The following is an 18,184-nucleotide window of genomic DNA, read 5'->3' on the forward strand; positions in this document are numbered from 1 at the left end:
TTTCGAAGGGCCGGGAAAAGCGGACTAATCTAGCAATTAATTTATATACAAATGGAATGTAATTCTAATGAATTTCTGATGTCGTAAACAAATACTACAATTTGCAACATAGCGTGTTGTCACATTGATTGTATCATATGCGCATCGGAATACGCGGTTTTATCCGCGATTTGGGCCGCGTTAGACCTGCAATCTCCAGCTTCAAGGCGTCTGAAATTCAATTTTCTCGTCCCGAAAGCCGGTCGCCTCGTTTTTGTGAAGATTTGGACGCGCGGATAAGTTTCAGGATTCTACGCTAACGACAGAGCCAACCCGTGCGGTTATCGTCAATCATCTAATAAAGGGCATCCGAAAACACTGTTCAAAGTGGTCGCTGCTATGCGGTCGCTGGGGGAGGTCCTTTGCATTTGAAGAATTGACATAAACCGGATGAGTATCGCGGGAGGTTTTTGTGAGCATCATCTTCAAATCGTCGAGTATATTCGCAGAGCGCATGTCTACGCGCCGCATTCTTGTCGCCGGCGGTGCAGGATTCCTAGGTTCGCATCTTTGCGAGCGACTTCTGCGCGAAGGCAATTTCGTTATCTGCGTCGATAATTTTTCCACGGGGCGCATCGAAAATCTGCGCAATCTGTTGCGCTATGACACGTTCAGCTTCGTTCGCCATGACATTGTGCACCCGCTCGATCTGCCGGTTGATGAAATCTACAATCTGGCATGCCCGGCTTCGCCACCGCATTACCAGGCTGATCCGGTTCACACGATGAAGACGAGCGTTATCGGCTCGCTCAATCTGCTGGAACTGGCCGCTCATTATCAGGCCCGGATTTTCCAGGCTTCGACATCGGAAGTCTATGGCGATCCGCAGGTGCACCCACAGCCGGAAACCTATTGGGGCAACGTCAATTCGTTCGGTCCACGGTCCTGCTATGACGAGGGCAAGCGTTCGGCTGAAACGCTGTTCTATGATTTTCATAAGCAATATGGCGTTGATATCCGCATCGTGCGCATCTTCAACACCTATGGTCCGCGCATGCGCCCGGACGATGGCCGCGTCGTTTCCAATTTCATCGTACAGGCTCTGAAGGGTGATGACATCACCATCTATGGCGATGGCTCGCAGACGCGTTCCTTCTGCTATGTCGATGATCTCATCGAAGGCTTCTGCCGCCTGATGGGCAGTCAGCCTGCCATCCACACGCCGGTCAATCTCGGCAATCCCGGCGAATTCACGGTGCGGGAACTGGCGGAACAGATCATCGCTCTGACCGGTTCGTCATCGCGGATTGTGCAGCGTCCGCTGCCAACCGACGACCCGCGCCAGCGTCGGCCAGATATCACCGTTGCCAAGCGCGAGCTTGGCTGGGAACCGGCGATTGCCCTCACTGAAGGGTTGAAATCAACGATAGCCTATTTCGAGCGCCAACTGGTCCGACCTTCGGGAGAGCTTGTTGAGGTGGCATGATGACCAGGCAAAACGTACTCGTTGCCGGCGGTGCTGGCTTTATCGGTAGCCATACGGCCAAGCTTTTGGCCGGGCACGGATTTTCTCCGGTCGTCTACGACAATCTGTCGACCGGTCACAAGGCTTCGGTACGTTGGGGCGAATTCGTCGAAGGCGATATTCTCTCGCAGGAAAAGCTCATCGCGGCGATCGAGACTTTCGATCCCGTTGCTGTCATCCATTTTGCGGCTTCGGCCTATGTCGGTGAATCCGTCACTGACCCGGCAAAATATTACCGGAACAATGTCTGCGGCACGCAATCGCTTCTGGAAGCGTGCCGTTTGACGGGCGGACGTCCGGTTATCTTCTCGTCCAGCTGTGCGACCTATGGCATCCCAGATCGCTTGCCGATCCGGGAAGGCGAGGTGCAACGTCCGATCAATCCTTATGGGCGGACCAAGTTGATCGCCGAACATATGCTTGCCGATTATTCGACAGCCTATGGGATGCGTTATGCGGCGCTGCGTTATTTCAATGCGTGCGGCGCGGATATCGATGGAGAACTGGGCGAAAAGCACGATCCCGAAACGCATCTTATCCCGCGCGCCATGCTGGCGGCGGCTGGTAGCGCTGATGCGCTTGAAGTTTTCGGCGATGATTACGATACGCCGGACGGCACCTGTATTCGCGACTATATCCACGTTGTCGATCTGGCGCGGGCCCACGTGCTGGCCGTCGAACATCTGGCGAATGGCGGCGGCAATCTCGTTCTCAATCTCGGCACCGGACGCGGCACATCGATCAAGGAAATCGTCGATGCCATCGGGCGGGTAACGGGACGTGAGGTGCCGGTAGAAATGGGCGCGCGCCGGGCAGGCGATCCGCCAGCGCTTTACGCCGATCCGACAGAAGCCGCCGCAAAGCTCGGCTTCACGACGCTTCATTCCGATCTCGATACGATCATTCGTACCGCTGCTCCGTTCTTCGGTCTGGAGGCGCGATCATGAAAACGCCTCGAATTCCTCCGCTCACGGACAATCATGAACCCTTGCTGACACCCATTTTCACAGGCCGCAAGCGGGTGGAATATATTATCGGCATCGTTCTCTGGGCTATGGCCATTGCTTATTTCTGGCAATGGTGGCTGATCAGCGCCGAACATATCCATCCGGTCGGTTCTGTTCTGGTTACGGCGCTTTTGGCCTGGATAACCATACTGCCGCTCTATTTCATCCTGATTTTCTTCCACGCGGCGCGCCCGACCGGCCCGTTACGGCTGCCGAAAGGAAGCCGGGTGGCCATGGTGGTCACCAAGGCACCGTCCGAACCGTTTGAAGTCGTGTCGGAAACATTGCTGGCCATGCTGGCTCAGAATGTCCCGCATGACACCTGGCTTGCCGATGAAGATCCGTCACCATCAACGCTGGCATGGTGCCGTGAGCATGGTGTGTTCGTATCAACGCGCAAGGGACGCGCCGATTATCACCGGCAGACATGGCCGCGCCGCACGCGCTGCAAGGAAGGTAATCTGGCGTTCTTCTACGATCATTACGGCTATGAACGCTATGACTTCGTATCGCAGCTCGATGCGGACCATGTGCCAGAGCCGGATTATCTCTACAACATTCTGCGTCCATTCGCAGACCCGGCAATCGGCTATGTTTCAGCGCCAAGCATTTGCGATCGCAATGCCCATGAAAGCTGGTCGGCACGCGGACGTCTCTATGTCGAGGCGAGCATGCATGGCTCGTTGCAGGCGGGGTACAATGGCGGCTTTGCGCCTGTGTGCATCGGTTCGCATTATGCAGTTCGTACAGCGGCTTTGAAGGAAATCGGCGGCCTTGGTCCCGAACTTGCAGAAGATCATTCGACAACCCTGTTCATGAATGCGCATGGCTGGCGCGGCGTTCACGCACTGGATGCCATTGCCCATGGCGATGGTCCGCGAACCTTCGGCGATCTGGTAACGCAGGAGTTTCAGTGGTCGCGTAGTCTGGTCATGATCCTTTTGCAGTACACGCCGAAGTTGATCGGTCGACTGCCGCTGCGTCTGAAGTTCCAGTTTCTGTTTTCACAGGTCTGGTATCCGCTCTATGCCTTCTTCCTGGCTATGACCTTTCTGTTGCCGATCATTATCCTTGCCTATGGCGATAATTTTGTCAGCGTCACATATCCGGATTTTCTGCTTCACTTCATGCCGCAGTCGCTGATGATTTTGTTCCTCGCGTTCTGGTGGCGGTCGAGCAAGACGTTCCGCCCGGTCGACGGCAAGATTTTCAGCTGGGAAGCGATGCTGTTTCTGTTGGCGCGTTGGCCATGGGTATTGGCTGGAACCTTCGCAGCATTTCGGGACTGGGCAACGGGTTCATTCGTCGACTTCCGCGTTACGCCGAAGGGCTCATCAGAAGTCGATCCGGTGCCGTTCCGAGTGCTTGCACCCTATGCCTCCATCTCCATGCTGTCGCTTGTTCCGGTTCTGTTGGTCGATGACGCTGATCAAACACGCGGCTTCTACGTCTTCGCCATCATCAATGCGTGCTTCTACCTGTTTTTGATCGGCATGATCATTGTGCAGCACGCACATGAAAACAAGGTGCGGATGCAAAGCCGGTTCTATCAGCCGGTCCTCGCAAGCAGCTTCATGGCGCTTGTCATGGTCACAGGTTTCACGACCGCTGAACGGGGCCGCGACGGCATTGAAGCGCTCACCTGGGGCACATTGAGCTTTTCAGTATTCGACGACCAATTCTCGGTAGCCGGAGCAGGCGTCGGCGGACGCGACACGCACAAGACAATATTCAACCCACGTTGGCGCGAGAACCCATTGGGCGGCACGCGCAACGAAAACAACTAGCGGAGAGGCGGGACTTGTTATGAAGATCGCTGTTATTGGAACGGGATATGTCGGTTTGGTCAGCGGCACCTGCTTCGCTGCCTGGGGACATGAGGTTGTCTGCGTGGACAAGGACGCGCAGAAAATCTCCGGACTGGAACGTGGCATCGTGCCCATTTACGAGCCGGGGCTGGACGAACTGGTCGAACGCAACTTCGCCTTCGGTCGTCTCAGCTTCACCTGCAATCTGGCCGAAGCCGTCAAAGGCGCTGAGCTTGTGCTTATCGCCGTCGGTACGCCCGCGCGGGCTGGCCATGGCGATGCGGACCTGTCTTTCGTCTATATGGCGGCACGCGAACTGGCACCGCTCATCGATGACAATACGGTTGTCGTGGTGAAATCCACTGTTCCGGTCGGGACCGGCGATGTGGTGCAGAAGATCATCGGCTCGGTGCGCAAGCCCGGAACATTCTCTGTTGCATCCAATCCGGAATTTCTGCGCGAAGGCGTTGCCATCCGCGACTTTCTGGAACCCGACCGCGTGGTTATCGGCGTCGAGGACGAGCGTGCGCGCAAGCTTCTGGTCGCGCTTTATAGCGCTGCACTCGAAGCAAACCAGACGCCCATCGTGGTGACGCAGCGCCGCACGTCCGAACTGATCAAATATGCGGCCAACGCGTTTCTTGCCACCAAGATCACCTTCATCAACGAACTCGCCGATCTCTGCGAGGAAGTGGGCAGCGATGTCTCCGATCTCGCTTTGGGCATGGGGCTGGACAAGCGGATCGGCACCAGCTTTCTGAATGCGGGTCCGGGCTATGGCGGCTCCTGTTTTCCAAAGGATACCATTGCGCTTCTGCGCACGGCGCAGGACCACGGCGTAGCGTTGCGTCTGGTCGAGGAAACCGTGACAGCCAATGAAGCACGCAAGCGCCGCATGGCGCTGAAGGTCATGGACGCGCTCGGCGGCGATATCGAGGGCCGCACCATTGCCGTGCTTGGCCTGACATTCAAACCCGATACGGATGATATGCGCGATGCGCCGTCCATTCCGCTGATTGAAACCTTGCAGCGTTTCGGCGCACGCATTCGTGCCCATGATCCGGTCGGCATCGAAAATGCACGCCGCATCCTCAGCGATGTGGAGTTTTGCGAGAACGCCTATGACTGTGTGGCCGATGCCGATGCCGCCGTTGTCGTGACCGAATGGGACAGCATTCGCAAGCTTGATCTCGTTCGCATGAAGCGGCTAATGCGCCAGCCGGTTCTCATAGATCTCAGAAATGTCTTTTCCCGGGCGATGGCCGAAAGGCTTGGCTTTCGTATTTCGACCATCGGTCGCCCCGTTCATCTGCGGCAGGAAATAAAACCAATAAACTTGCTGCCGCAGGCGCGCGTCCGCCCACCACAAGAACCCCCGGCGGGCGCGCGCAATCTCAAAATCGTGGGAGGATCAAATGAAACTATCGATGTTTGATACCGGCCGCTATTTCAGCCGCCGGAGCAGGCTGTCCCTTACAACTCTTGCCCTGATGGCTGGCCTGACCGGTCTCGCAGCAGGTGCTGCCGAAGCTGCGACCATGCCCGGTGATAATATCCCCGCCGGGACGCGCGTGATGACGCCGTTTGAAATCTACGTGCTTTACCGTGACAAAAACTGGCAATGGGCCGATGGCTCCGGCCAGATGGTGAGTGCGGATCGTCGTTTTACGGCGCGTGTCGATGGCGAAAAGGGCAAAGCCTGGGCGGAAGGTCGCTGGATGATCACCAAGACCGGGCGCATGTGCTTCAAGGCTGACTGGCACACCGAAAAAGGCAAGTTTCCGGCGAAGACGTGCTTTTCGCACCGTATCGGCGATGGAGCAGTCTATCAAAAGCGCGAGCCCAACGGCGTCTGGTACGTCTTCCGTCACGCTGACGGTCGTGTGGAAGACGAGGCGCGCAAACTCATATCCATCAGTCTTGCGTCGGAAAAAAAGAATGGCGAGCTGACAGCGGCGGAAGCCGCCCAGCGATCGCCAAAACAATAGAAGGGAGGGGGCCATGAAAACCCCTTACAAGATAGCTTCGATCTTGCTCTGCGGAGCATTCGTTACCAGCGCTGTCTATGCCGCAAGCGGGGTTTCCGGTGCGACGGTCGATACGCGCAATCTGTTCCACGACAAGCGCCCGGTGATAACGCCGAAGTCGATCACGCCCGGCGCTTACGACCCGCACGGGGATTACACCAATGATCCCAATTCGAAGATCGAACATCTGTTCTTGCCATGGGAAGATGTGGATCTGACAAGCCTCAGTGCAGCTGATGCCTATGCGCGGGAGCGCGGTCGTGATCTGCTGATCACCATCGAGCCATGGTCATGGGCGCGCGACTGGCGTGTTGCGCCGGATGCGCTCCTGAGCGGAATCGTCAATGGTCGCTACGACTCCAACATGGGTGCCGTCTGTTCGGCGGCGTCAAAACTGAAAAGTCCGGTGACTATTCGCTGGGCGCAGGAAATGGACGACAAGACCGGCCAGTTCACATGGTCATACTGGTCGCCGCAGGGGTATGTCGCCGCTTATCAGCATGCCGTGAAGGTCTGCCGGAAAACCCTGCCTAACGCCAAATATATGTGGTCGCCGAAGGGGGATGAGGGGCTTCAGGCCTATTATCCGGGCGACGCCTTCGTGGATGTGATCGGCCTCTCGGTGTTCGGCTACGAACCTTATGACAAGCTGGAGGTCGGGCGCCCCACGAGTTTCGTCGAACGCGCAAAGCCCGGTTACGACCGCGTGGTGGCCTTCAACAAGCCGATCGTGATTGCGGAACTCGGTTATGAAGGCAGCGACGACTATGTGCGGGCATGGGCTGCGGAGGCAAACAAGCCTCAGCCCGAATTCCCGGAGCTGACAGCCGTTGTCTATTTCAATGACCGTGAAGTCTATCCATGGCCAAGGGGTGTCGGGCGGCCTGACTGGCGCGTCGCGAACCATCCGTTGGATTAACCGAAACTCGAAAGATTGGACAGGAAAGCAAAATGGTTTCGATCCGTTTCACAGCTGTGAGTGCGGCGCTGTCCGTACTCCTCGTGGCAGGTGTCGCCGAAGCTGCACCGAAGCCAAAAGCAGATGACGCAACGGCCAAGCTGGCCGCTGCCGCTTCGCCAATGTCCGCACAGGCGCTTGAGGCGATCTATGCGGGCAAGACATGGAAATGGAAGGACGGCGGCGGCTTTTTCTCTGCCGACCGACACAAACTGGCGGCCTGGTCCCAAAAGGGAAAAGCCTGGTCCTATGGTGAAGGACGCTGGTACGCGACCGACGGCGGCAAGCTCTGCATGCAGGCTTACTGGCGCAATAAATCCAGTGGTGGCGGCGGAGATATAAGCTGCTTCCTGCATCGCGAGAAGGCAGGCGTGATCTACCAGAAGCGCTCCATTGGCGGCGACTGGTACATATTCCGGAACAACCCTTCGAAGCCGACGGATGAAGCACAAAAGCTCGTGCGGGGCGATCTGGTCAGCAAAGGACTGATGCGAATTAAGGCGTCAGCCAAATAAATCCCAGGCGGGGAACCGGCTCGCCGACTTCGTGCGTTAGGAGTGCATGAGCGGAGTTGGCGGGCTGGTGGTCGTTAGAAGCCGACATTCATGTCCCAAGGATGCGAATGTCGGCCCCGGGTTACGAACATTATTAGTCACGCATAAAACAGCGTGACTTTTGCCCAAAGCCGCTCGGTGTGCAGACATAGGGAGTACCGCTATAATACTGCGAAGCCGAAACCTTGACGACCTTGCCCATCGGGTTCTTGTTGTAACGGACTTCGTTATTGACGCGATACTTCACGAGGTAAACGGACTGCGTGTCATTCTTCGGTTTGTATTTGTCTTTGGCCTGCGCATTTGCAGAAAGACACAAAGAAGCTGCAAGACCTATCGCGGCCGTTGCTGCCCATTTTACGCTTTCACGGCGTACAGCATTGAAAAATACATTGTTCATGCGACTGCCTCCTGTTGGTTATTTTGGAGGTGTTTTAGCAAGAGCGATTTAATATTCCTGCCGGAAATTCCAGACAATTTTCATCAAATGGGATGCATCCGCATATATCCCATGAAAGGCGTACGCCTGTCCACTGTTAGGTAATGCTAATATACGAAGGGATATGGAGCATTTGAGGGAACACTGCGTGGCGACTGGTTATTTTGGATTTTGCCGCTACACCAAGATGACTTTTAAAATGGAGTATCAGCGCCAAGTTTTCGCCGACTTTATACATGAAACGAATTTAATAGTTCGCCCGCGAATTCGATTTATTTAATTTTCCCAAATGTTATCATCTAGGCCTAAAGTCTAAGGCGAAGTGCATCGCTTGGATCAAGCGGTGAAATCAAGGAATTGCCGTGACGTCCGACAATGACAAGACCGCGCAAGATTTTGAGTTGGAATTTGTCGAGCGCCGACAATCAGTGCGCGTGCCGGTTTCTCCCTTGGGCGAAATTGCTGGCGGTAGCAACCGTCTGGAACCTCTGGTTTTCACCACGGAATGTTATGAACCCTCCGAACAATTTGCTGCCTGGCAACAGCACATGCTGCCCTTGCTGGACATGCGCCTGCCGGATGGAGTTCATGCCAGCGACGGATTTCTAGCATCTCAAACGGTGTGGAATCTGGGTGGCATGCTCCTCATCCAGCAGTCCGCACCGGCTTTCAGCTACGAGCGCCCGAAGGAAAAGGTGCGTTTCAGCACGATTGATCACTGGCAGATCGGCTTTTTGCGCAGCGGCCACAGCTGGACCGGCGTTGATGGGCGTGTGGCGGAAAATGAGCCGGGCATGATCGACGTGCGCTCGCTCGGCTATCCTTTTCGAGGGCGGGCCATCGCTTCAGAGTCCGTTTCCCTGATCATCCCCGTCGATCAGTTTGCCGGACGCGGCGGCATGCCTGAATCGAGTAACAACGTCACTTTGGGCGGCTACCGCGCCAAATTACTGATCGACTTCGTTTCGAGCCTCGAAGACGGTCTCAGCCGGGTCACCAACGAAGATTTGCCGACATTGCGGGGTAGTCTGCGACAGATCATATTTGACACCATTGCGCCGCTTGTAAAGAAAATCGACGTCAGCGAGCAGATTTCCCAGTTGGGATTGATGACAAAGGCGCGGCGGTTCATCCAGAAAAATCTTATGTCGCGGGATTTGACGCCGGAAGCGTTGAGCCGTGAACTGGCGATTTCGCGCACGCATCTTTATCAGCTCTTTGAAGGGTCAGGCGGCGTGCTGAATTATATTCGCCAACGGCGCTTGTTTGCGGCTCATGCCATGCTGGCGGATGCATCCGAAAATCGAAAGGTTGCGGATGTCGCGCTCGCTTTCGGGTTCGATTCCGCTGCTAATTTCACGCGCGCATTCACACAGCAGTTCGGCTATAGCCCCAGCAGTGTGCGCAAGTCATCGTCAAGGACCGATGCGGTGGCAGACGCGCATCAGGATCAGGCCCAGCCTTCGACATTCGAAACATTGTTGCGAACGCTTGCCATGTACGAGGCATGAAAGGAATATCTGGGCGAGAGCAGGCGAACAGGCATAAAAAAGGCGCCAGCGGCGCCTTGTGTTATGAACTGATCATTCGTCCGACCCATATGAGTATACACGCCCCGACGAAGCCTGAAATCAGATAACCGAGCCAGCCACCGAAGGACACGCCGAGCAGACCGAACAGAAAGCTCGCCACTGCAGCGCCGATGATACCCAAAATGATATTCATGAATATGCCGGTGTTGCTATTCATGAAATTGGAAGCAATCCAGCCAGCAAGGCCGCCGATGATGATGGCAGCAATCCAGCCCACGCCTGCACCGCTCATATGATCCACTCCTCTAATCCGGTCTCGACAAACGGCATAGCCATCTGCCCAACCTTGAAACATGCCTTTCGAAATCATGCCCTCAATGCGGGTTTCATTCGGAAAACAGGCACGCATGACAATAGGTCTTCAGAAGCGTCCAAAAAGTACGGAAACACTTCACAAAATCGGATCGATCGTTCGAACTATCGACAGACGCCCGGAACCTCTGCTTATCCCTTCAGATAAACTCGCCGATCCAAGCGTCTGTTTATAAACGTGTTATGCGGCCAAATGTTCCCATTGGCCGCAAGAATATCAAAGGCCGCTTGGAACGATGCCGCCATTGTCCTTGAGCTTCTGAATGACCTGCTTGTGCAACCAGACATTCATCGTCGCGGAATCACTCGTGTCGCCGGTATAACCAAGTTCCTTGGCAAGTTCCTTGCGGTGTTCAAGGCTGCTGTCGAGCCCGAGCGCCTTCATCAGATCGACGATAGACGTTTTCCAGTTGAGCTTCTGGCCGCTTTTCGCCACCGCTGCATCAAGCACAGCGCTGACATCGATAGAGCCTGTGGCGGCAGGTGCCGACGGCGCTGGCGCTGCAGTCGTGGAAGGTGCTGCTGCTGTTGTCTGGCTTGGTTCGGCGGTTGCGGTCGTTTCGGCGGTAGGTGTCGCTGCTTGTGCCTGACCCCAAATGGCGCCCTTGATCTTGTCGAAAATGCCCATGTCGAACTCCAGTTGTAAAACAGGTGGTCCGACCGGGGGATTGTCACAACAGACGTGGTCGGACACTTCAATCAGCCAAAGGACTGGATGACTGTGCCGAACAGAATGCATTATTTTGCAATTGGTTCCAGACAATATTGCATGTCAGTCTTCGATAACTGAATTTATGTCTGTATATCTAGTTAAGATGAACGACTTCAGCTCGAAATAAAGGGTGTCCGCTCAGTCTGGTGAATATAATAGTGCTCGATAGCAACATCGGGAAGCTCGGACAGATAAAATGATTGTCTGTCTGTTGCTTTCGCCGTTCCTTCACCGGACACGTTCACGTTTGATGCGCTCTTCAAAGGCACGGCAACGGAGAGGCCATAAAGAATGGCGCCCCAGATCACGAAGGGTGAGGCCGCAATAAGTACGAATATGTATTGACCTGTTTCCATGTTGGTAATTTTGAGGTCATAGCCTGTAAACGTCAAAGAAAAGACGACCTCTTCAGGGCATGTCAGGCGCTTTGATTTGCCAATCTTTGCTGGAAAGAGGGGAATAAATGTTCAGCTGCTCCGTGGCAGCGCCTTTCAGTTGCCGACACCCGCCATGCGTGTGCTGTTGAATATCAACAATCTACGAAAACAAACGTTGCATTTTCGCCACAATGCGTTGCATAGATGCAACGCTATTGGGTATCATGGTTAATATGGACGCAGCGAATCTGACCACGGATATGGATAAGACGGAGAAAACGTCGCGCAAAGGCGAGGGGCGCAGGCTTCTTGCATTGCCCGGTATTATCACCGTCGTTTCGGCGCTGATAACGGCGTCTATTTCCTTTGCGATCCTGATCGGCATTACCCCGATCACCCCTGACCGCACAGTCACGCTGGCCTTGGTCATCATCAATGTCGCGTTGATTTTGTTCCTGATTTTGCTGATTTGCCGTGAGGTCTACCGCATTGTTACGGCCCGGCGGTCGGGCAAGGCGGCGTCGCGGTTGCATGTTCGCATTGTCGCGCTGTTCTCCCTGATCGCCGCTGTTCCGGCGATTGTGGTAGCCATTGTCGCATCGGTGACGCTTAATCTCGGTCTGGACCGATGGTTCGACACCAATACGCGCGACATTGTGAATTCCTCACAGAGCCTCACCACGGCCTATATTCGCGAGACCGCGCTCAATCTGCAAAGCACGTCGTACTCGATGCTGCAGGATCTGGATGCGCAGCGTACGCTCTATAGCCTTGATCGGGGCGGGTTCATCGAATTGATGACGCTACAGACGCGTGGACGCGGTCTGCTCGGTGCATTTCTGGTGCGCGAAAACGGTTCCATTGTCGTGAAAAGCGGCACCGGGCTGGAAACGCGCCTGCCGCCGCCGACAGAGGATGCGCTGAAGACGGCGACTGACGGCAAGCCTGTCATCATTCCACCGGGCAACAGTAATTTTGTCGGCGCAATCATCAAGATGCGCGAAATTCCGGACGTTTTTCTCTACACGGTGCGCGCCGTCGATCCCCAGATCCTCGACGCAATGCGCCTGATGGAAGCCAATACGCAGCGCTATCAGGCGATGGATGCGAACCGCATTCCAACCCAGATTGCCTTTGCGCTTTTGTATTTCGGTCTGACACTGATTGTTCTTCTGTCGGCCATCTGGACCGGTATTGCCGTTGCGGATCGTCTGGTTCGCCCGATCCGTCTGCTGATCGGCGCTGCCGATGACGTAACAGCTGGCGATCTTGACGTTTCCGTGCCGGTTCGTTCGTCCGACGGCGACGTCGGCGCCCTGTCGGGTACGTTCAATAATATGGTCGCGGAGCTTAAAAGCCAGCGTAACGAACTGATTTCGGCCAAGGACCAGATCGACGAACGCCGCCGCTTCTCGGAAGCTGTGCTTTCCGGCGTGACGGCTGGCGTCATCGGCATCGAAACCGACGGTTCCATCTCCATTCTCAACCGCTCGGCCGAACATATGTTCGGGGTCGTTTCGGAGGATGCAGTGGGCAAAAGTCTGAGCAGCATCGCACCCGAAGTCGGTCAGGCGTTTGAAGTTGCCCGCACTGCGGACAAACCCGTGCATCGCGAGCAGGTGAGCATGACACGCAGTGGTGTGGCGCGCACATTCAACGTTCAGGTTACGGTTGAAGATATTGAATCTGAAGACCATTCCTATGTCGTGACGGTGGACGACATTACCGATCTGGTGCAGGCGCAGCGCACGTCCGCGTGGGCCGATGTCGCGCGGCGCATCGCGCATGAGATCAAGAACCCTCTGACCCCGATCCAGCTTTCTGCCGAACGCATTCGCCGTCGTTATGGCAAGGTCATTACCGAGGATCGCGAGGTCTTCGACCAGTGCACCGACACCATTATCCGTCAGGTTGGCGATATTGGCCGCATGGTCGATGAGTTTTCCGCCTTTGCGCGCATGCCGAAACCGGAAATGCGACAGATGGATATGCGCGAAGCATTGCGTGAAGCGTCCTTCCTGATCGAAGTCAGCCGTAGCGATATCAAGTTCGAAAATGATTTCGGCCACGAAAAGCTGACTGGCTCTTTTGACAGCCGCCTGATCGGTCAGGCCTTCGGTAATGTCATCAAGAACGCAAGCGAAGCGATTGATGCCGTTGCCAAGGAAGACCGCGGTGAGGGACATATTCTCATTCGGTCTTACAAGGCGGATGGGCAGTTGTTTGTTGATGTGATCGACAATGGCAAGGGCCTGCCCGGTGACGACCGCCAGAAGCTGCTTGAGCCCTATATGACCACGCGGGAGAAGGGCACCGGGCTTGGCCTCGCCATCGTCCGCAAGATTGTCGAGGATCACGGCGGGCATCTCGAATTGCATGACGCGCCAGCGTATTTCCACGGAGGTCGTGGCGCGATGATACGTATGGTCTTTCCTGATACGCAGGCCGGTACACCCGGCGCTGCCAACGGAAATGATGAGACAAAGATAGCTGGACAGGTGAATTGATATGGCAGCCGATATTCTTGTAGTTGATGACGAAGCGGATATCCGGGAGCTCGTAGCTGGTATTCTCAGCGATGAGGGTCATGAAACCCGTACCGCGTTCGATGCGGACAGCGCGCTGGCCGCCATCGGTGATCGCGTGCCGCGACTGGTTTTTCTCGATATCTGGCTTCAGGGCAGCCGTCTTGACGGTTTGGCTTTGCTGGACGAAATCAAGAAGCAGCATCCCGATCTGCCGGTGGTGATGATTTCCGGCCACGGCAATATCGAGACGGCGGTTTCGGCCATTCGTCGCGGCGCTTATGATTTCATCGAAAAGCCATTCAAGGCGGATCGCCTGATCCTCGTCGCCGAGCGCGCACTGGAAACGTCTAAGCTGAAGCGCGAAGTGTCCAATCTGCGCAAGCGCTCCGGCGAAAGCATGGAACTGATCGGCGCATCGCTGGCCATGAGCCAGCTCAAGCAGACCATCGAGCGCGTTGCCCCGACCAACAGCCGTATCATGATCACCGGCCCTTCGGGTGCCGGCAAGGAACTCGCGGCCCGCGCCATCCATGCGCAATCGGCGCGTGCCAATGGGCCCTTCGTGACCGTTAATGCGGCGACGATCACGCCGGAGCGCATGGAGATCGAGCTTTTCGGCACCGAAATGGACGGGGGCGAACGCAAGGTCGGCGCTCTGGAAGAAGCGCATGGTGGTATTCTCTATCTCGATGAAGTTGCCGATATGCCGCGCGAAACGCAGAACAAGATTCTGCGCGTTCTGGTCGATCAGCAATTTGAGCGCGTGGGCGGCACGAAGCGCGTCAAGGTCGATGTGCGTATCATCTCATCCACGGCACAAAACCTTGAAGGGATGATTGCCGAAGGCACATTCCGCGAAGACCTGTTCCATCGGCTGTCGGTTGTGCCGGTGCAGGTTCCGCCGCTCGCAGCTCGTCGCGAAGATATTCCGTCGCTTGTCGAATATTTCATGACCCAGATTGCCGGGCAGGCGGGCATCAAGCCGCGCAAGATCGGTGCGGATGCCATGGCCGTACTTCAGGCCCATAGCTGGCCAGGCAATATTCGTCAGCTGCGCAACAATGTCGAACGCCTGATGATTCTGGCGCGGGGCGACGACGCGGATGCGCCGGTAACAGCTGATCTTCTGCCAGCCGAAATTGGTGACACGTTGCCGCGTGCGCCGACGGAGTCGGACCAGCACATCATGGCGTTGCCATTGCGTGAAGCGCGTGAGCGTTTCGAGAAGGAATATCTGATCGCGCAGATCAACCGTTTTGGCGGCAATATTTCGCGTACTGCGGAATTTGTCGGTATGGAACGCTCGGCCCTGCATCGTAAATTGAAATCACTCGGCGTATAAGCATCTGGTGATTATAGAAGCGGAGCAGTCATGCGGGTGATCGTATGCGGAGCGGGGCAGGTCGGCTATGGCATAGCTGAGAGACTGGCGGCCGAGGAGAACGACGTTTCGGTCATCGATACGTCGGCGCGTCATATCGAAATCGTGCGTGATACTCTGGATGTGCGTGGGTTCGTCGGCCATGGTTCGCAGCCGGATGTGCTGGCTGCGGCTGGCGCTGACGAGGCGGATATGATCATCGCAGTCACGTTGTCTGACGAAGTGAATATGGTCGCCTGTCAGGTTGCACATTCGGTTTTCAATGTGCCGACGAAGATTGCGCGCATTCGCGCCCAGTCCTACCTTCAGGCCGAATATCAGGACCTGTTTCTCCGCGAAAACCTGCCGATCGATGTGATCATTTCGCCCGAACTGGAAGTGGGCGAGGTGGTGCTGCGCCGCATCGCCTTGCAGGGTGCGACGGATGTTCTGCGCTTTGCCGATGATCGCGTCATCGGCCTGGCCATCGAATGTCTGGAAGAATGCCCGGTCATCAACACGCCGCTCAAGCAGTTGACCGATCTGTTTCCCGATCTCGCGGCAACAGTGGTGGGCGTGGTGCGCAATGAAAATCTGTTCATTCCGCGCTCGTCCGATGAGCTGAATGCAGGCGATCTGGCTTATGTGGTCACCACGCGCGAGCAGGTTCGCCGGACGCTGTCGCTGTTCGGCCATGAAAAGCCGGAAGCGCGCCGCATCGTCATAGCAGGCGGCGGGAATATCGGGCTTTATGTCGCCAAGGCTATCGAAGACCGCAAATGGCAAACCCGCGTGAAGATGATCGAAAGCGACCACGAGCGCGCCTTCACGATTGCCGATCAGCTGAAGCGGACCATGGTGCTGCATGGCAGTGCGCTGGATCAGGCTTTGCTGCAGGAGGCCGATATTCAGGATGCCGACCTGATGGTGGCGCTCACCAATCAGGATCAGGTGAATATTCTCTCCAGCATCATGGCGAAACGCCTTGGCTGCAAAAGCAACATGGCGTTGCTCAACACGGTCGCCTATCAGGATTTCACCCACATGGTGGGGATCGACGCCTATATCAATCCGAAGGCGGTGACGGTCTCCAAAATCCTCCAGCATGTGCGCCGCGGCCGTATCCGTGCCGTCTATAGCGTCTATCGCGACATGGCGGAAATCATTGAAGCTGAAGCGCTGGAAACATCGTCGCTCGTCGGCGCGCCGCTAAGGGACCTCGATCTCCCAGTCGGCTTGCGAATCGGTGCGATCTACCGGGATGGGCAGGTGATCCGGCCCAATGGCGACGTCCGCATCAAGCCGAAGGACCGGGTGGTTATTTTCGCTACTGCGGAAGCTGTAAAGCATGTGGAACAGATGTTCCGTGTCAGTCTGGAATTTTTTTGATTATAGAATTCTGATATAGTTAATTAAATATGAATGGTATAAGTCTTCAAGCTGCAATCTTGGGGGCTTGTATGGATATTTGTACCTTCTGGTACGGACCTCGCTTGCGCGAGGTCGATCGGATTTGTCTGGCGTCGATGGTGATGACGGGCCAGCGTGTGAAGTTATTTGCTTACGCGCCAATTGAAAATGTGCCGTCTGGCGTGGAATTGCATGATGCCAATGCGGTTCTGCCGGAAAGTGCATTCACACGGCTGGATTGCGACTATCCGAATTTTCGTTCATCGCGAACCATTGTGCAGTTCAGCGATATTTTCCGCATCATGCTGATGAAACACCAGCAGGGCGTATGGCTCGACACGGATGTTTTTCTCGTAAAGCAATTCCACCCAGATCCGCAGAAGCCGTATCTTGCGCGCGAAAACCGGTTTCGCGTCGGTGTATCGGCGCTTTACTTCCCGTCGGACCATCCGATTATTGGCGAGTTTGAAGCCTATATGGGCGCGACTTATTCCCTACCGCGATGGCTGGGAGTACGGCGTGGAACGCTGCGACCGCTCTATTACCGGGCAATCGGCAAGGAAGTTACGCCAGCATCTATCGGTATCACGGTTTTCGGCAATGACGGCATTTCACGCCTTGCCCGCAAATACGGAGTTTTCAAAAACGCCGCTCAGCAGGAGAATTTCTATTATTGGGTGGGCAAGGATGCGACCCGTATCTACGATCCTGCCTATGGTCTGGAGCCGCTCAATCATCCCGATTTCATTGGCTTCCATGTTCATAAAAAACACAAGGAAGTTGTTTCATTGCAACCCGGAAGTTTTTACATGTGGATGAGGGATCAGGTTAAGCCTTTGCTGGAACGCAATGATAATATTGAGCTTTCAAAGGCAGGCTGACCGACAGCCGACAAGCTTGTGAGCAATATTTGACACGTGTTCAACAAAAATGTCGGTTGCGCAAAGATTCCCATCCTGTTAACCGAAGCTAGAGGGCGAAGCAGTTGTCTTTCCACAGCAATTGCAGTTCTGTACTGGCGCCTCGCGCTCCGGTGCTTGATTTATGCAAATGCGCATGCTCGTCTGGAGCATTTCCAGCAAAAGTGTGAAACGGTTTTGCGTTTGGAAATGAGACAAGGAATAACTGCATTCCAGCAAAAGTGTGAAACGGTTTTGCTGGTCGAGAAGTGCACGAAAACAAAGAGATAAGCGGGTTCACCGCTTTGACGTATCGCGAACAGGCTGCTGATCGATTAAAGGAATAAAAACAATGGCTGAACGATCGCAAAATCTTCAAGACCTTTTTCTGAACTCCGTACGCAAACAGAAGATCTCGCTGACGATTTTTCTGATCAATGGCGTAAAACTGACCGGTATTGTGACGTCGTTCGACAATTTCTGTGTGCTTCTGCGCCGCGATGGTCATTCGCAGCTCGTTTATAAGCACGCAATTTCGACGATCATGCCGAGCCAGCCGGTTCAGATGTTCGAAGGCGAGGAAGCCTGACGCTTTCCGAATTCCATTCGGGTGTAGCGGCTTCGTCCATCGATGTCGCGTCGCGTGGATGTTTTGTTAGGCGATTATTTCCGGGTCTCAGCCATGGGACTCGGATAT

Annotated in this window: 17 protein-coding genes; 13 read left to right on the forward strand and 4 right to left on the reverse strand. The window is 55.3% G+C overall.

What is annotated here, in order from left to right; all coding sequences use genetic code 11:
* Positions 1 to 451: 451 nt before the first annotated feature.
* From FIC94_RS11295 to FIC94_RS11325, 7 genes are read left to right on the forward strand one after another with little or no spacing between them, the layout of a single operon-like run.
* Positions 452 to 1,465 carry a UDP-glucuronic acid decarboxylase family protein gene (locus FIC94_RS11295; protein WP_371830781.1) on the forward strand — a complete coding sequence of 338 codons (1,014 nt, stop codon included), beginning with the start codon at positions 452 to 454 and terminating at the stop codon, positions 1,463 to 1,465.
* A complete protein-coding gene (gene galE, locus FIC94_RS11300; RefSeq protein ID WP_109370223.1) occupies positions 1,465 to 2,451 on the forward strand; it encodes a UDP-glucose 4-epimerase GalE in 987 nt (328 codons plus the stop codon). Before FIC94_RS11295 ends, galE begins: the two co-directional genes overlap by 1 nt.
* Positions 2,448 to 4,298, forward strand: a complete 1,851-nt coding sequence (locus tag FIC94_RS11305) for a glycosyltransferase family 2 protein (protein WP_140024947.1) — start codon at positions 2,448 to 2,450, stop codon at positions 4,296 to 4,298. Before galE ends, FIC94_RS11305 begins: the two co-directional genes overlap by 4 nt.
* A gap of 19 nt (positions 4,299 to 4,317) precedes the next feature.
* Positions 4,318 to 5,754 (forward strand): UDP-glucose dehydrogenase family protein, encoded by a 1,437-nt coding sequence (locus tag FIC94_RS11310; protein ID WP_140024948.1) that lies wholly within the window; start codon positions 4,318 to 4,320, stop codon positions 5,752 to 5,754.
* A complete protein-coding gene (locus FIC94_RS11315; protein WP_235891998.1) occupies positions 5,735 to 6,307 on the forward strand; it encodes a DUF995 domain-containing protein in 573 nt (190 codons plus the stop codon). The genes FIC94_RS11310 and FIC94_RS11315 overlap by 20 nt, the downstream gene beginning before the upstream one ends.
* Positions 6,308 to 6,320: 13 nt before the next feature.
* On the forward strand, positions 6,321 to 7,265 hold the full coding sequence (locus tag FIC94_RS11320; RefSeq protein WP_140024949.1) for a glycoside hydrolase family 26 protein: 945 nt from the start codon (positions 6,321 to 6,323) through the stop codon (positions 7,263 to 7,265).
* 32 nt (positions 7,266 to 7,297) lie between these two features.
* Positions 7,298 to 7,819: a DUF995 domain-containing protein gene (locus FIC94_RS11325; protein ID WP_121536139.1), complete on the forward strand. Its 522-nt coding sequence runs from the start codon at positions 7,298 to 7,300 to the stop codon at positions 7,817 to 7,819.
* A gap of 133 nt (positions 7,820 to 7,952) precedes the next feature.
* Here FIC94_RS11325 and FIC94_RS11330 read toward each other — a convergent pair whose 3' ends face one another.
* Positions 7,953 to 8,258: a hypothetical protein gene (locus FIC94_RS11330; protein ID WP_109368948.1), complete on the reverse strand. Its 306-nt coding sequence runs from the start codon at positions 8,256 to 8,258 to the stop codon at positions 7,953 to 7,955.
* Positions 8,259 to 8,659: 401 nt separating this feature from the next.
* Here FIC94_RS11330 and FIC94_RS11335 point away from each other — a divergent pair, with 401 nt between their 5' ends.
* Positions 8,660 to 9,808, forward strand: coding sequence for a helix-turn-helix domain-containing protein (locus FIC94_RS11335; RefSeq protein WP_140024950.1), 1,149 nt, complete (start codon positions 8,660 to 8,662; stop codon positions 9,806 to 9,808).
* Between the two features lie 61 nt (positions 9,809 to 9,869).
* Here FIC94_RS11335 and FIC94_RS11340 read toward each other — a convergent pair whose 3' ends face one another.
* From FIC94_RS11340 to FIC94_RS11350, 3 genes are all read right to left on the reverse strand, one after another.
* Entirely contained in the window at positions 9,870 to 10,121 is a 252-nt protein-coding gene (locus FIC94_RS11340; RefSeq protein ID WP_109368950.1) for a GlsB/YeaQ/YmgE family stress response membrane protein, read from the reverse strand.
* 297 nt (positions 10,122 to 10,418) lie between these two features.
* On the reverse strand, positions 10,419 to 10,829 hold the full coding sequence (locus FIC94_RS11345) for a DUF3597 domain-containing protein (protein ID WP_140024951.1): 411 nt from the start codon (positions 10,827 to 10,829) through the stop codon (positions 10,419 to 10,421).
* Between the two features lie 197 nt (positions 10,830 to 11,026).
* Positions 11,027 to 11,305, reverse strand: coding sequence for a hypothetical protein (locus FIC94_RS11350; RefSeq protein WP_140024952.1), 279 nt, complete (start codon positions 11,303 to 11,305; stop codon positions 11,027 to 11,029).
* 176 nt (positions 11,306 to 11,481) lie between these two features.
* Between FIC94_RS11350 and FIC94_RS11355 the strand changes: the two genes are divergently transcribed.
* From FIC94_RS11355 to hfq, 5 genes are all read left to right on the forward strand, one after another.
* Positions 11,482 to 13,797 carry a sensor histidine kinase NtrY-like gene (locus FIC94_RS11355; RefSeq protein WP_140024953.1) on the forward strand — a complete coding sequence of 772 codons (2,316 nt, stop codon included), beginning with the start codon at positions 11,482 to 11,484 and terminating at the stop codon, positions 13,795 to 13,797.
* A gap of 1 nt (position 13,798) precedes the next feature.
* Positions 13,799 to 15,160 (forward strand): nitrogen assimilation response regulator NtrX, encoded by a 1,362-nt coding sequence (gene ntrX / locus FIC94_RS11360; protein ID WP_124915978.1) that lies wholly within the window; start codon positions 13,799 to 13,801, stop codon positions 15,158 to 15,160.
* Between the two features lie 30 nt (positions 15,161 to 15,190).
* On the forward strand, positions 15,191 to 16,567 hold the full coding sequence (trkA, locus tag FIC94_RS11365; RefSeq protein ID WP_109368955.1) for a Trk system potassium transporter TrkA: 1,377 nt from the start codon (positions 15,191 to 15,193) through the stop codon (positions 16,565 to 16,567).
* 71 nt (positions 16,568 to 16,638) lie between these two features.
* Positions 16,639 to 17,469 carry a glycosyltransferase family 32 protein gene (locus FIC94_RS11370; protein WP_140024954.1) on the forward strand — a complete coding sequence of 277 codons (831 nt, stop codon included), beginning with the start codon at positions 16,639 to 16,641 and terminating at the stop codon, positions 17,467 to 17,469.
* Between the two features lie 370 nt (positions 17,470 to 17,839).
* Positions 17,840 to 18,076: an RNA chaperone Hfq gene (gene hfq / locus FIC94_RS11375; protein ID WP_002964239.1), complete on the forward strand. Its 237-nt coding sequence runs from the start codon at positions 17,840 to 17,842 to the stop codon at positions 18,074 to 18,076.
* Positions 18,077 to 18,184: the final 108 nt, after the last annotated feature.

It is taken from the genome of Ochrobactrum teleogrylli, assembly GCF_006376685.1.
Taxonomy (GTDB): domain Bacteria; phylum Pseudomonadota; class Alphaproteobacteria; order Rhizobiales; family Rhizobiaceae; genus Brucella; species Brucella teleogrylli.